Source organism: Pseudomonas sp. TYF_14 (assembly GCF_043105275.1).
Taxonomy (GTDB): domain Bacteria; phylum Pseudomonadota; class Gammaproteobacteria; order Pseudomonadales; family Pseudomonadaceae; genus Aquipseudomonas; species Aquipseudomonas alloputida.
Genome location: NZ_JBICLK010000027.1, coordinates 133,791 through 146,473 on the forward strand (window position 1 = coordinate 133,791; position 12,683 = coordinate 146,473).

16 protein-coding genes and 1 pseudogene are annotated in these 12,683 nt (G+C 62.8%); 11 read left to right on the forward strand and 6 right to left on the reverse strand.

What is annotated here, in order from left to right; genetic code table 11:
- Window positions 1-28: 28 nt before the first annotated feature.
- On the forward strand, window positions 29-652 hold the full coding sequence (locus ACF8O8_RS07515) for a C40 family peptidase (RefSeq protein WP_010955635.1): 624 nt from the start codon (window positions 29-31) through the stop codon (window positions 650-652).
- A gap of 128 nt (window positions 653-780) precedes the next feature.
- Here ACF8O8_RS07515 and ACF8O8_RS07520 read toward each other — a convergent pair whose 3' ends face one another.
- Window positions 781-1,779 carry a type IV pilus twitching motility protein PilT gene (locus ACF8O8_RS07520; protein WP_049588310.1) on the reverse strand — a complete coding sequence of 333 codons (999 nt, stop codon included), beginning with the start codon at window positions 1,777-1,779 and terminating at the stop codon, window positions 781-783.
- A 65-nt stretch (window positions 1,780-1,844) separates the two neighbouring features.
- On the opposite strand from ACF8O8_RS07520, the gene ACF8O8_RS07525 reads away from it, so the two are divergent.
- From ACF8O8_RS07525 to ACF8O8_RS07565, 9 genes are all read left to right on the forward strand, one after another.
- Window positions 1,845-2,531 carry a YggS family pyridoxal phosphate-dependent enzyme gene (locus ACF8O8_RS07525; protein WP_010955637.1) on the forward strand — a complete coding sequence of 229 codons (687 nt, stop codon included), beginning with the start codon at window positions 1,845-1,847 and terminating at the stop codon, window positions 2,529-2,531.
- Window positions 2,532-2,569: 38 nt separating this feature from the next.
- A complete protein-coding gene (proC, locus tag ACF8O8_RS07530) occupies window positions 2,570-3,388 on the forward strand; it encodes a pyrroline-5-carboxylate reductase (RefSeq protein WP_010955638.1) in 819 nt (272 codons plus the stop codon).
- A 10-nt stretch (window positions 3,389-3,398) separates the two neighbouring features.
- On the forward strand, window positions 3,399-3,989 hold the full coding sequence (locus ACF8O8_RS07535) for a YggT family protein (protein ID WP_003249110.1): 591 nt from the start codon (window positions 3,399-3,401) through the stop codon (window positions 3,987-3,989).
- Window positions 3,990-4,088: 99 nt separating this feature from the next.
- Complete coding sequence (locus ACF8O8_RS07540) at window positions 4,089-5,228, forward strand: homoserine O-acetyltransferase (protein WP_010955639.1); 1,140 nt, start codon at window positions 4,089-4,091, stop codon at window positions 5,226-5,228.
- 7 nt (window positions 5,229-5,235) lie between these two features.
- A complete protein-coding gene (gene metW / locus ACF8O8_RS07545) occupies window positions 5,236-5,856 on the forward strand; it encodes a methionine biosynthesis protein MetW (protein WP_003249106.1) in 621 nt (206 codons plus the stop codon).
- 22 nt (window positions 5,857-5,878) lie between these two features.
- Window positions 5,879-6,313: a DUF4426 domain-containing protein gene (locus tag ACF8O8_RS07550; RefSeq protein WP_064613754.1), complete on the forward strand. Its 435-nt coding sequence runs from the start codon at window positions 5,879-5,881 to the stop codon at window positions 6,311-6,313.
- Window positions 6,310-6,906, forward strand: a complete 597-nt coding sequence (gene rdgB / locus ACF8O8_RS07555; RefSeq protein ID WP_010955642.1) for an RdgB/HAM1 family non-canonical purine NTP pyrophosphatase — start codon at window positions 6,310-6,312, stop codon at window positions 6,904-6,906. Before ACF8O8_RS07550 ends, rdgB begins: the two co-directional genes overlap by 4 nt.
- A gap of 5 nt (window positions 6,907-6,911) precedes the next feature.
- Window positions 6,912-8,060, forward strand: a complete 1,149-nt coding sequence (gene hemW, locus ACF8O8_RS07560; RefSeq protein WP_392509472.1) for a radical SAM family heme chaperone HemW — start codon at window positions 6,912-6,914, stop codon at window positions 8,058-8,060.
- Window positions 8,061-8,069: 9 nt separating this feature from the next.
- Window positions 8,070-8,396, forward strand: coding sequence for a DUF3392 domain-containing protein (locus tag ACF8O8_RS07565; protein WP_003249095.1), 327 nt, complete (start codon window positions 8,070-8,072; stop codon window positions 8,394-8,396).
- Window positions 8,397-8,569: 173 nt separating this feature from the next.
- Here the strand turns inward: ACF8O8_RS07565 and trmB are convergent, their stop codons facing one another.
- From trmB to ACF8O8_RS07585, 4 genes are all read right to left on the reverse strand, one after another.
- Window positions 8,570-9,292 (reverse strand): tRNA (guanosine(46)-N7)-methyltransferase TrmB, encoded by a 723-nt coding sequence (gene trmB / locus ACF8O8_RS07570; protein ID WP_004575478.1) that lies wholly within the window; start codon window positions 9,290-9,292, stop codon window positions 8,570-8,572.
- Window positions 9,293-9,301: 9 nt separating this feature from the next.
- A complete protein-coding gene (locus tag ACF8O8_RS07575) occupies window positions 9,302-10,114 on the reverse strand; it encodes a thiazole synthase (RefSeq protein WP_003249091.1) in 813 nt (270 codons plus the stop codon).
- 54 nt (window positions 10,115-10,168) lie between these two features.
- Window positions 10,169-10,369, reverse strand: a complete 201-nt coding sequence (gene thiS / locus ACF8O8_RS07580; RefSeq protein WP_003249090.1) for a sulfur carrier protein ThiS — start codon at window positions 10,367-10,369, stop codon at window positions 10,169-10,171.
- 102 nt (window positions 10,370-10,471) lie between these two features.
- Window positions 10,472-10,843, reverse strand: coding sequence for a DUF423 domain-containing protein (locus ACF8O8_RS07585; protein WP_010955645.1), 372 nt, complete (start codon window positions 10,841-10,843; stop codon window positions 10,472-10,474).
- Window positions 10,844-10,872: 29 nt separating this feature from the next.
- On the opposite strand from ACF8O8_RS07585, the pseudogene mtgA reads away from it, so the two are divergent.
- Window positions 10,873-11,618: pseudogene (gene mtgA / locus ACF8O8_RS07590) on the forward strand (monofunctional biosynthetic peptidoglycan transglycosylase).
- Window positions 11,619-11,771: 153 nt separating this feature from the next.
- On the opposite strand, the gene rpoH reads toward mtgA, so the two are convergent.
- On the reverse strand, window positions 11,772-12,626 hold the full coding sequence (rpoH, locus tag ACF8O8_RS07595; protein WP_003249083.1) for an RNA polymerase sigma factor RpoH: 855 nt from the start codon (window positions 12,624-12,626) through the stop codon (window positions 11,772-11,774).
- Between the last annotated feature and the right edge of the window lie 57 nt (window positions 12,627-12,683).

Genomic DNA, 12,683 nt, shown 5'->3' on the forward strand with positions numbered 1-12,683 from the left:
CACATAACTATTCATAAGAGCTTCATCTATGCCGCCTTTGATCAAGACATGGCTGACCCTCTGCCTATTATTGCCCCTGGCCGCCCACGCCACCAATCGTGAGCAACGTCTTCCCAATGGTTTCACCGGCTATACGACCAACGCCTCGGTGAAACGCGCACCAGTCAAACAGACCGCGCTACGCGCCCGCCCAGGCAATGCCGCCAGCAGCCGCGGTGCGAATGTCGCCGCCATGTCGCCTAAGCAAAGCAGCGATGTGCTGAGCCGTGCGGTAAATGTGCTCGGTACTCCTTATGTTTGGGGCGGCAGCAGCCCGAAAAAAGGCTTTGACTGCAGCGGGCTGGTCAAATACGCCTTCAACGACGTCGCCGACGTCGACCTGCCGCGCACCTCCAATGCCATGGCCCGGGGCCACGGGGTGAAGGTGGCCAAGGGTGATCTGAAGCCTGGCGACCTGATCTTCTTCAACATCAAGAGCCGTCGGGTCAATCACGTAGCCATCTACCTGGGTAACGACCGCTTCATCCACGCTCCACGCCGTGGCAAGCGGGTGAGTATCGACACCTTGAGCAAGCCTTACTGGCAGAAGCACTACGTGGTGGCCAAGCGGGTGCTGCCGAAAGAGCAGCAGCTGAGTCTGGCCAAGCGTTAAGCTGATCGGCGCTATCCGGTACCGGCCCCTTCGCGGGCACGCCCGCTCCCACAGGTAGCGCGTCGCTCTCGCGCGCAGCTCACATACCTGTGGGAGCGGGCGCGCCCGCGAAAGGGCCTTTGCAGGTACTACAAGCCTTTGATCAACCCTCGCTCCCTCAGCCTCCGCAACGCCCCCTCCATCGTCAGCATCCCCTCCGCCGCCCCGCCCTGCATCACTGAAGACAACTGCGCCAACCGCCCCTCCCGAACCAGGTTACGCACCGCCGGCGTCGCCACCAGCACTTCCCGCGCCGCCACCCGCCCACCCCCTACGCGCCTGACCAGCACCTGCGCGACCACCAGGCGCAGCGACTCGGCCAGCATCGCCCGCACCAACGGCTTTTCCTCGGCAGCAAACACCTCCACCAACCTGTCGATGCTGCTGGTCGCCGAACGCGCATGCACGGTTGCCAGCACCAGGTGCCCGGTTTCGGCCGCGCGCAGGGCCAGGCGAATGGTTTCCAGGTCGCGCAACTCGCCGATCATGATCACGTCCGGGTCCTGGCGCAGCGCACTGCGCAGCCCCTGAGCAAAGCCGCGACTATGGCGCCCCATCTCACGCTGGTTGACCAGGCTGCGCTGGCTGTCATGGATGATCTCGACAGGGTCTTCCAGGGTAATGATGTGCAGCGCCCGCTCGCGGTTCAGCTGGTCGAGCAGCGTTGCCAGGGTGCTGGACTTGCCACTGCCGGTCGGCCCGCCCACGAGGATCAAGCCATCCCGGCAATGCGCAACAGCTTGAAACACATCCGCAAGGTCCAGCTCACTCACCGTCGCAATGCGCCCCGGGATCAGCCGAAAGGTAACCGCCGGGCCATTCAACTGTCGAAACAGGTTCAGCCGAAAGCGCCCAAGCGCCGGCAACTCCAGCGCAAGGTCCATTTCATCGCCTTGGGCCCACTGCCGGCGCTGATCGTTATCCAGCACGCTGGCCATGCCCTCGATCAAGGCACCCTGGCTCAACGGCGGCAAGCCCATACGCTGCAACTCGCCATCCAGGCGCAGCATCGGAATCTGGCCCGTCGCCAGGTGCAGGTCTGAAGCCCCCGCATCCACAGCTCGGGCCAACAGGTCGGTCACATCCATAAGACTCCCCAAAGGCCTTCAAGCAGGTAGAATGCCGCAGACCCCACAGCTGCCGGCATCGATCCATGTCCACCCTAGCAGACAACCTTTCCGCGATTTCCGCCCGTATCGCCAGTGCTGCCCAGGCAGTCGGGCGTGATCCGGCCAGCGTCCAGTTGCTGGCCGTGAGCAAGACCAAGCCCGCCAGCGCTATCCGCGAGATCCATGCCGCCGGTGTGCACGACTTCGGGGAGAATTACCTACAGGAAGCACTGACAAAGCAGCAGGCCCTCAGCGACTTGCCCTTGATCTGGCACTTCATCGGCCCCATTCAGTCGAACAAGACCAAAGCCATCGCCGAGCATTTCGACTGGGTGCATTCCGTGGACCGCCTGAAAATTGCCCAACGCCTGTCGGAACAGCGCCCTGCGGGGCTGGCGCCGCTGAACATCTGCCTGCAGGTGAACGTCAGCGGCGAAGACAGTAAATCCGGCTGCACCCCAGCCGACCTACCCGCGTTGGCCAAAGCCGTAGCCGCACTGCCCAACCTGCGCCTGCGCGGGCTGATGGCAATCCCGGAACCCACCGAAGACCGCGCCACCCAGGAGGCCGCCTTCGCCAGCCTGCGCAAGTTGCAGGAAGGCCTGGGGCTTGGCTTGGACACCCTGTCGATGGGCATGAGCCACGACCTGGAAGCGGCCATCGCCCAGGGCGCGACGTGGGTACGGATTGGCACGGCCCTGTTCGGAGCCCGCGACTACGGCAACACCTGATTCCATGCTTCACTCACTCTTTTCCACAAGGACCTGACATGAGCAAGACACGTATTGCCTTTATCGGCGCCGGCAACATGGCCGCCAGCCTGATCGGTGGTCTGCGTGCCCAGGGCCTGGACGCCTCGCAGATCCGCGCCAGCGACCCGGGCGCCGAGACCCGCAGTCGCATCCAGGCCGAGCACGGCATTGAAGCCTTCGAGGACAACGCCCAGGCCATCGATGGCGCTGACGTCATCGTGCTGGCGGTCAAGCCACAAGTCATGAAAACCGTATGTCAGGCACTGCAACCCAACCTGCAGGATGGCCAGCTGATCGTTTCCATCGCCGCCGGCATCACATGCGCCAGCCTGCAGAGCTGGGTGGGCGCTCGCCCGGTGGTGCGCTGCATGCCCAACACCCCGGCATTGCTGCGCCAAGGCGTGAGCGGCCTGTACGCCACCGCTGAAGTGTCCGGCGAACAGCGTCTGCAGGCCGAACAACTGCTGTCGGCTGTAGGCACCGCCCTGTGGCTGGAGCAGGAACAGCAACTGGACGCCGTGACAGCTGTGTCCGGCAGTGGCCCGGCGTACTTCTTCCTGCTGATCGAGGCCATGACCGCGGCAGGCGAAAAACTCGGCCTGCCACGCGAAACGGCCTCCCAACTGACCTTGCAGACAGCCCTGGGCGCCGCGCGCATGGCAGTTGCAAGCGACGTCGATGCCGCTGAACTGCGCCGCCGCGTCACTTCGCCCGCCGGCACCACGGAAGCGGCGATCAAGTCGTTCCAGGCCAGCGGCTTCGAAGCCATCGTCGAGCAGGCGCTGCAGGCTGCAGCCACGCGCTCTGCCGAGCTGGCCGAACAACTGGGCAAATAAGGAGCCTTAGATGAATGCACTGTCAGGCGCCGCGATTTTCGTGGTGCAAACCCTGGTCAGCCTTTACCTGGTTATCGTCCTGCTGCGCTTCGTGCTGCAACTGGTCAAGGCCAACTTCTACAACCCGCTGTGCCAGTTCGCCGTTCGTGCCACCCAACCGCTACTCAAGCCGATCCGCCGGATCATCCCTAGCGTTGGCGGGCTGGATACCTCGTCGCTACTGCTGGCGGTGGTCATCCAGGCCTTGCTGATGGGCTTTGTGCTGATGGTCACCTACGGTACCTTCGGCGACGTCCTGCACCTGCTGATGTGGGCGATCATCGGCATCACCTCGCTGTTCCTGAAGATTTTCTGGGTGGCGATGATCGTCATGGTGATCGTTTCCTGGGTTGCACCCAACAGCCACAACCCGGCGGCCGAACTGGCCTACCAGATCAGCGAGCCGGTGCTGGCGCCGTTCCGCCGCCTGGTGCCAAATCTGGGTGGCATGGACATCTCGCCGATCTTCGCCTTCCTGGCGATCCAGGTGGTCCAGTCGTTTGTCATGCCCCCGCTGGCCGCCTACGCCGGCATGCCTCAAGAGCTGTGGCGAATGATCTGAGGCTCGCCAGCTCCAGCTTGCCCCCAGTCGCAAGCCTTTGCTTGCCGCTGGGGGTAGCGCTCTTTAGACTTACGCCTCCGTCAAGCGTGAGCAGGGTCGATGTCAACTGTCTTTCCCGAAGATTCCGTCGGTCTGGTAGTACCGCAAACCGCCCGGTTCGATGAACCGCTGGCACTGGCCTGTGGCCGTTCACTGGCCAGTTACGAACTGGTCTACGAGACCTATGGCACCCTGAACGCCAGCGCGAGCAACGCCGTGCTGATCTGCCATGCCCTGTCCGGCCACCACCATGCCGCTGGCTACCATGCCGCCACCGACCGCAAGCCGGGCTGGTGGGACAGCTGCATCGGCCCCGGCAAGCCGATCGATACCAACCGCTTCTTCGTGGTCAGCCTGAACAACCTCGGCGGCTGCAACGGCAGCACCGGCCCCAGCAGCGTCAACCCTGCCACCGGCAAACCGTATGGCGCCGACTTCCCTGTACTGACCGTAGAGGACTGGGTCCACAGCCAGGTGCGCCTGGGCGAGCGCCTGGGCATCCAGCAATGGGCCGCTGTCGTCGGCGGCAGCCTTGGCGGCATGCAGGCACTGCAATGGACCATCAGCTACCCCGAGCGTGTGCGTCATTGCGTCGACATTGCCTCGGCGCCCAAGCTGTCGGCGCAGAACATCGCCTTCAACGAGGTGGCGCGCCAGGCCATTCTCACCGACCCTGAGTTCCATGGCGGTTCGTTCCAGGACCAAGGCGTGATCCCCAAGCGCGGCCTGATGCTGGCGCGCATGGTCGGCCACATTACCTATCTGTCCGATGATTCGATGGGTGAAAAATTCGGCCGTGAGCTGAAAAGCGACAAGCTCAACTACGACTTCCACAGCGTCGAGTTCCAGGTCGAAAGCTACCTGCGCTATCAGGGCGAGGAGTTTTCCGGCCGTTTCGACGCCAACACCTACCTGCTGATGACCAAGGCACTGGACTATTTCGACCCGGCCGCCACGCACGGTGGTGATCTGGCCGCCACGCTGGCCCACGTCACGGCGGACTACTGCATCATGTCGTTCACCACTGACTGGCGCTTCTCTCCGGCCCGTTCGCGCGAGATCGTCGACGCGCTGATGGCCGCGCGCAAGAACGTCTGCTACCTGGAGATCGATTCGCCCTACGGGCACGATGCATTCCTGATTCCCACACCTCGCTACATGCAGGGTTTCTCGAACTACATGAACCGCATTGCCATCTGAGGACAGCATGAGAGCCGATCTGGAAATCATCCACGACTGGATCCCCGCCGGCAGCCGGGTACTCGACCTGGGCTGCGGTAGCGGCGAACTGCTGGCCTCGCTGCGTGACCGCAAACAGGTCACCGGCTATGGCCTGGAAATCGACGCCGACAATATCGCCGCCTGCGTGGCCAAGGGTGTCAACGTCATCGAACAAGACCTGGACAAAGGCCTGGGCAACTTCGCCAGCAACAGCTTCGACGTGGTGATCATGACCCAAGCCCTGCAGGCCGTGGAATACCCCGACCGCATCCTCGACGAAATGCTGCGAGTGGGCCGTCAGTGCATCATCACCTTCCCGAACTTCGGCCACTGGCGCTGCCGCTGGTACCTGGCGACCAAAGGCCGCATGCCGGTATCGGACTTCATGCCGTATACCTGGTACAACACGCCGAACATCCACTTCTGCACCTTCGCCGACTTCGAAGAACTTGTGCACGAACGCCGAGCCAAGGTACTGGACCGCCTGGCGGTCGACCACTTGCACCGCAATGGGTGGGGTGGCCGGCTATGGCCTAATCTTCTAGGTGAGATCGGCATCTACCGCGTCAGCAGTCCGGGCCTGCAAGAGCACCAGCTCGCGGTCTGACGCCCACCGGAGGAATCGCCCCATGCGTCGCCTAGCCCTGTTCCTGATCAGCCTGTGCCTGGCCCTGCCAGTACTGGCTGCCGATGCCGCACGCCCCGAGCGCAAGGAGGTATTTGGCGACGTGACGGTGCACTACAGTGCATTCACCTCGAGCATGCTCACACCCGAGGTGGCCGCGGCCACCGGCCTGGTGCGCAGCAAGAACCAGGGCGTGCTCAACATTACCGTCCTCAAGGCCAGCAAACCTGCCACGGCGGTGATCAGCGGCACCGTCAAGGACCTGACCGGGCGCAGCAGCCCGCTGTCGTTCAAGCAGATTACCGAACAGGGCGCGGTGTATTACATCGCCCAGTTCAAGATCGATCAGCCAGAAACCGTCACCTTCGACTTGAACATCGAAACCGGCGGCATCAGCAACTCTCTCAGCTTCAACCAGGAAGTGTTCCCAGGCGAATGATGAATTTCCAGCAACTCGTATTGGCCAGCCACAATGCCGGCAAACTGAAGGAACTCCAGGCCATGCTCGGCCATTCCGTGCAGCTGCACTCGATTGGTGAGTTCAGCCAGGTGGAGCCGGAAGAAACCGGCCTGTCGTTTGTCGAGAACGCCATCCTCAAGGCGCGCAACGCCGCCCGCATTTCCGGCCTGCCGGCCTTGGCCGATGACTCTGGACTGGCGGTGGACTTCCTCGGTGGCGCGCCGGGCATCTACTCGGCGCGCTATGCCGATGGCAAAGGTGACGCGGCAAACAACGCCAAGCTGCTCGAAGCCTTGAAAGACGTGCCTGAAGCTGAGCGCAGTGCACAGTTCGTCTGCGTTCTGGCGCTGGTGCGCCACGCCGACGACCCGTTGCCGATCCTGTGCGAAGGCCTGTGGCACGGGCGCATCCTGTTCGAGGCCAGCGGCGACCAGGGCTTTGGCTACGACCCGCTGTTCTGGGTACCGGAGCGCAACTGCTCCAGCGCCGATCTAGCCCCAGCAGACAAGAACCAGCTCAGCCACCGCGCCCGTGCCATGGCCCTGCTGCGCAAACGTCTGGGCCTCGCATGATCGAAATGCTAGGCTTTAGCAGCCTGCCGCCGCTGGCGCTGTACATCCACATTCCGTGGTGCGTACGCAAATGCCCTTATTGCGACTTCAACTCCCACGCAGCCGGGCCTGAACTACCGGAAGATGCCTACGTCACAGCCCTGCTCGACGACCTCGACCAGGAGCTGGCTGCCGTACAAGGTCGCCCGATCAGCTCGATCTTCTTCGGTGGCGGTACGCCAAGCCTGTTCAGTGCCAGCGCCCTTGGCCGGCTACTGCGTGGCGTAGAGCAACGTATTCCGTTCGCGCCAGACATCGAGATCACCCTCGAAGCCAACCCGGGCACCTTCGAGCAGGACAAGTTCAAGGCCTACCGGCAGACTGGTATCAACCGTCTTTCGATCGGCGTGCAGAGCTTCCAGCCAGCCAAGCTGGAGGCACTGGGGCGCATCCACAATGGCGACGAAGCGGTTCGAGCCGCCGGCATGGCGCGCGCGGCCGGTTTCGACAATTTCAACATGGACCTGATGCACGGCCTGCCCGACCAGTCGCTGGACGACGCGCTGGGTGACCTGCGCCAGGCCATCGACCTGGGGCCGACCCACCTGTCGTGGTATCAGCTGACCGTGGAGCCGAACACGGTGTTCTGGAACCAGCCGCCAGAGCTGCCCGAAGACGACATCCTCTGGGATATTCAGGAAGCCGGCCAAGCGCTGATGGCCGAGCACGGCTACCGCCAGTACGAGGTATCAGCCTACGCCCAGGCAGGCCGCGCCGCCCGGCACAACCTCAACTACTGGCGCTTCGGTGACTTCATCGGCATTGGCGCTGGCGCCCACGGCAAGCTCACCTTTGCCGACGGGCGCATCCTGCGTACCTGGAAGACCCGCCTGCCCAAGGACTACCTGAACCTGGCCAAGCCGTTCAGGGCCGGCGAGAAGCTGCTGCCAGTCGATGAACTGCCGTTCGAGTTCCTGATGAACGCCCTGCGCCTGACCGATGGCGTGGAAGCCGAACTGTTCACCCAGCGCACCGGCTTGCCACTGGCACAGCTACAGGAAGCACGCCGTGCCGCCGAACAAAAGGGCCTTTTACAGGTCGAACCGGATCGACTGGTAGCCACGCCGAGGGGCCAGTTGTTCCTCAATGACCTGCTGCAGTATTTCTTGACCTGAGGATGACCCATGGATCTGGTACTTGATCTGCTCGCGACGGTTTCCCGCTGGAGCCGCAGCAACCTGTCGGAGATTTCACTGGCCTTGGTAGGCTGCCTGCTGGTGCTGTTCGGCACCGATGTCAAAGCCTGGGCCGAGCAGCGCCTGGGCGGCCTCGCGGGCGCCCTGCGCGTGCCGTTCATGGCGCTGATGGTCATGATCGGTAGCGGTGCTGCGCTGATCTATGCCACACCGTGGGTGGTGAAGGGGCTCAGCCAGTTCAACAACTATGCGCTGGCGCCTGTGTTACTGGTGGTGCTGGTATTGATTGGCGTGGTGGCGGATCGCCGCGGCTGAGCGAATGACCCCTTGTAGGAGCGGGTTCAACCGCGAAAGGGCCGGCCCTGCTGGCCAATCTCCACCCGCCCTTCACCGTGGGCGCCGCTACCGTATTCGCGGGTAAACCCGCTCCTACAAAGAAAAAACCGCCCTTTTCAGGGCGGTTTTACCGAAAAGGCCGTATCAGCCGCTCAATCCACCTTCTCGAACTTCAAGTCCCACACCCCGTGCCCCAGCCGCTCACCGCGGCGTTCGAACTTGGTGATCGGGCGCTCTTCGGGGCGCGGCACATAGGTGCCGTCTGCCGCACGGTTGCGATAGCCAGGAGCTGCGCTCATCACTTCCAGCATGTACTCGGCATACGGCTCCCAATCGGTGGCCATGTGGAACACACCACCGGGCTTGAGCTTGCGACGTACCAGCTCGGCGAACTCCAGCTGGACAATGCGGCGCTTGTGATGACGTGCCTTGTGCCAAGGGTCTGGGAAGAACAGCATCAACCGATCGAGGCTGTTATCCGCCACGCAGCGGTTCAGCACTTCGATGGCATCGCAGTCATACACCCGCAGGTTTTTCAGCCCCTGGGTCAGCACGCCATTGAGCAGCGCGCCAACACCCGGGCGGTGCACTTCCACACCGATGAAATCCTGCTCAGGTGCGGCAGCGGCCATTTCCAGCAGGGAATGGCCCATGCCGAAGCCGATCTCCAAGGTGCGCGGGGCCGAACGGCCGAACACCTGGTCGTAGTCCACCGGGCTATCAGCCAGTGGCAGGATGTACAGCGGGCCGCCTTGGTCCAGACCGCGTTGCTGGCCTTCGGTCATGCGCCCGGCACGCATCACGAAGCTCTTGATGCGGCGGTGTGGGCGGGCTTCGCCGTCGGGGGTGATCGGCGTATCGTGCGATTCAGTCATCAGTTGCTCTTACTTGATCAGACCATCCAGCGGCGAGGAGGCGCTGGCATAGAGTTTCTTCGGCATACGACCAGCCAGGTAGGCCATGCGACCCGCGACAATGGCGTGTTTCATGGCCTCGGCCATCAGCACTGGCTGCTGGGCGTGGGCGATGGCCGAGTTCATCAGCACCGCCTCACAGCCCATTTCCATGGCGATGGTGGCGTCGGAGGCGGTACCCACACCGGCATCGACCAGCACCGGTACCTTGGATTCTTCCAGGATGATCTGCAGGTTGTAGGGGTTGCAGATACCCAGACCGGTGCCAATCAGGCCAGCCAGCGGCATGACCGCGATGCAGCCGACTTCGGCCAGCTGACGGGCGATGATCGGATCGTCGCTGGTGTAGACCATGACGTCGAAACCTTCCTTGACCAGCACTTCGGCTGCCTTGAGGGTTTCGATCACGTTGGGGAACAGGGTTTTCTGGTCGGCCAGCACTTCCAGCTTCACCAGCGTCCGGGACTCGTGCGATTTGCGCCCATCGAGCAGTTCGCGGGCCAGACGGCAAGTGCGTACCGCTTCCACCGCGTCAAAGCAGCCTGCAGTGTTCGGCAGGATGGTGTACTTGTCGGGCGACAGTACATCGAGCAGGTTCGGCTCGCCCGCGTTCTGGCCAAGGTTGGTGCGGCGCACAGCGACGGTGACGATTTCGGCACCCGAGGCCTCGGTGGCCAGGCGGGTTTCTTCCATGTCACGGTACTTGCCGGTACCGACCAGCAGGCGCGACTGGAAAGTACGCCCGGCCAGGGTGAAGGGCTTGTCGCTACGAACGTTGCTCATCGTTGTTCCTCGGGAAAAGGTTGCAGGGCTTGCTTGTGAACCGCCGGGCTGCTGTCAGCCGCCACCGATGGCGTGGACCACTTCGACCTGGTCGCCGTCATTCAGCAGCGTGCTGTCGTGCTGGCTACGCGGCACGATATCCAGGTTCAGTTCCACTGCAACACGGCGCCCGGTCAGCTCCAGGCGCGCCAGCAGGGCTGCAACGCTTTCGCCGGCAGGCAGTTCGTAAGGTTCACCGTTCAATTTAATGCGCATGCGCACGGCCACCATTGTTCTTTGGGGCCAGCATTCTAGCGCCGAACCGCCCTGCAACCCAAGGGCGGTGCGCGCCATTAGTCGTGATTGTGGACCACTCGGTCAGCCCAGCCGCCAGGCTGCCAGGCCCAGGCACAGCCAGCCGACAAGGAAGCACAAGCCACCAATCGGGGTGATGATGCCAAGCTTGCCAAGGCCACTGAGGGTCAGCAGGTACAGGCTGCCGGAGAACAGCACGATGCCCAACGCAAACAGGCCGCCAGCCCACCCGACCAGGCGCCCGGGCAGGTGCGCCGAGAGCACCGCAACGCCGAAGATCGCCAAGGCATGGACCAGTTGGTAAGTCACGCCGGTATGGAAGATTGCCAGGTAGTCAGCCGTCAGCCGGTTTTTCAGGCCATGAGCGGCGAAGGCGCCCAGGGCGACACCGGTAAAGCCAAAAAAGGCGGCAAGCATCAGGAAGCTGCGAAGCATGGGACGACTCCTTGTATCGGGTCTGTATAATGGCCCCTTCCACCCTTAGGGCCAAGCCATCGACATGCTGTCAACGCTTATCCGTCGCCTCTCCCGCGCCCTGCTCTGGTTCGTTGCCGGCAGCATCGTGCTGGTGCTGGTGTTCCGCTGGGTACCACCGCCCGGCACGGCGCTGATGGTCGAGCGCAAGGTACAGTCATGGGTGAATGGTGAACCGATCGACCTGCAGCGCGACTGGGAGCCATGGGAGAACATCTCCGATGAGCTCAAGGTTGCAGTCATTGCTGGCGAGGACCAGAAGTTCGCCAGCCACTGGGGCTTCGACCTCCCGGCCATTCAGGCGGCGCTGGCCCACAACGAGCGTGGCGGCAACATTCGCGGCGCCAGCACCCTGACCCAACAAGTGGCCAAGAACCTGTTTCTGTGGTCAGGCCGCAGCTGGTTTCGCAAGGGGCTGGAGGCCTGGTTCACCGCACTGATCGAGCTGTTCTGGTCGAAGGAACGGATTCTCGAGGTCTATTTGAACAGCGCCGAGTGGGGCAAGGGCGTGTTTGGTGCCCAGGCAGCGGCGCGTTATCACTTTGGCGTCGACGCCAGCCGGCTCAGCCGCCAGCAGGCAGCGCAGCTGGCTGCGGTGCTGCCTAGCCCAATCAAGTGGAGTGCCAGCCGGCCGAGTGCCTACGTGGCCAGCCGGGCCGGCTGGATTCGCCGGCAGATGAGCCAGTTGGGTGGGCCCAGCTACCTGATGCAGCTGGACTCCTCCAGAAAGCTTTGAATGCAGGCCCGGCCCTTTCGCGGGCAAGCCCGCGCCTACAGGCAACCGCATCCCCTGTAGGAGCGGGCTTACCCGCGAAGAGGCCGGCAAAGCCAAACAAAAAAGCCGCTCACCCCATAGGGCCAGCGGCTTTTCTTTACAACCCAGACTCAATCAGGCAGCTATCAGTGCCTTGACCTTGTTCATCGCATTCTTCTCCAACTGGCGAATACGCTCAGCCGATACGCTGTACTTGTCTGCCAGTTCATGCAGCGTGGCCTTCTCTTCCGCCAGCCAACGCTGGTAGAGAATGTCGCGGCTACGCTCGTCCAGGCCCTGCAGCGCTTCGTGCAGGTTGCTGGTGGAGTTGTCACTCCAGTCGGCATCCTCAAGCTGCACCGCCGGATCGTAACGGTGGTCTTCCAGGTAATGCGCAGGCGACTGGAAGGCGCTGTCGTCGTCAGCTTCCGCTGCCGGGTCAAAGGCCATGTCCTGGCCGCTGAGGCGGCTTTCCATCTCGCGCACTTCGCGCGGCTCGACGCCAAGGCTTTCCGCCACGCGATGCACTTCGTCGTTGTTCAGCCACGCCAGGCGCTTCTTCTGGCTACGCAGGTTGAAGAACAGCTTGCGCTGAGCCTTGGTGGTAGCCACCTTGACGATGCGCCAGTTGCGCAGAATGAACTCGTGGATCTCTGCCTTGATCCAGTGCACGGCGAACGACACCAGGCGCACGCCCATTTCCGGGTTGAAGCGCTTGACGGCTTTCATCAGGCCGACGTTGCCTTCCTGAATCAGGTCAGCCTGGGCCAACCCGTAGCCGGCATAACTACGGGCGATATGTACGACGAAACGCAGGTGGGCCATCACCATCTGACGAGCGGCCTCGACATCCTGCTCATAATAGAGACGCTCGCCCAGATCACGCTCCTGCTCGACCGTCAGCAGCGGGATGCTGTTGACCGTGTGCACATAGGCTTCCAGGTTTGCACCGGGTACCAGGGCATAGGCAGGTTGCAACGATGTGGTCATTCAAGAACCTCCGACTTACAAAACTCGCACCTTGTGGGCGCTGCCAACATTGACCTG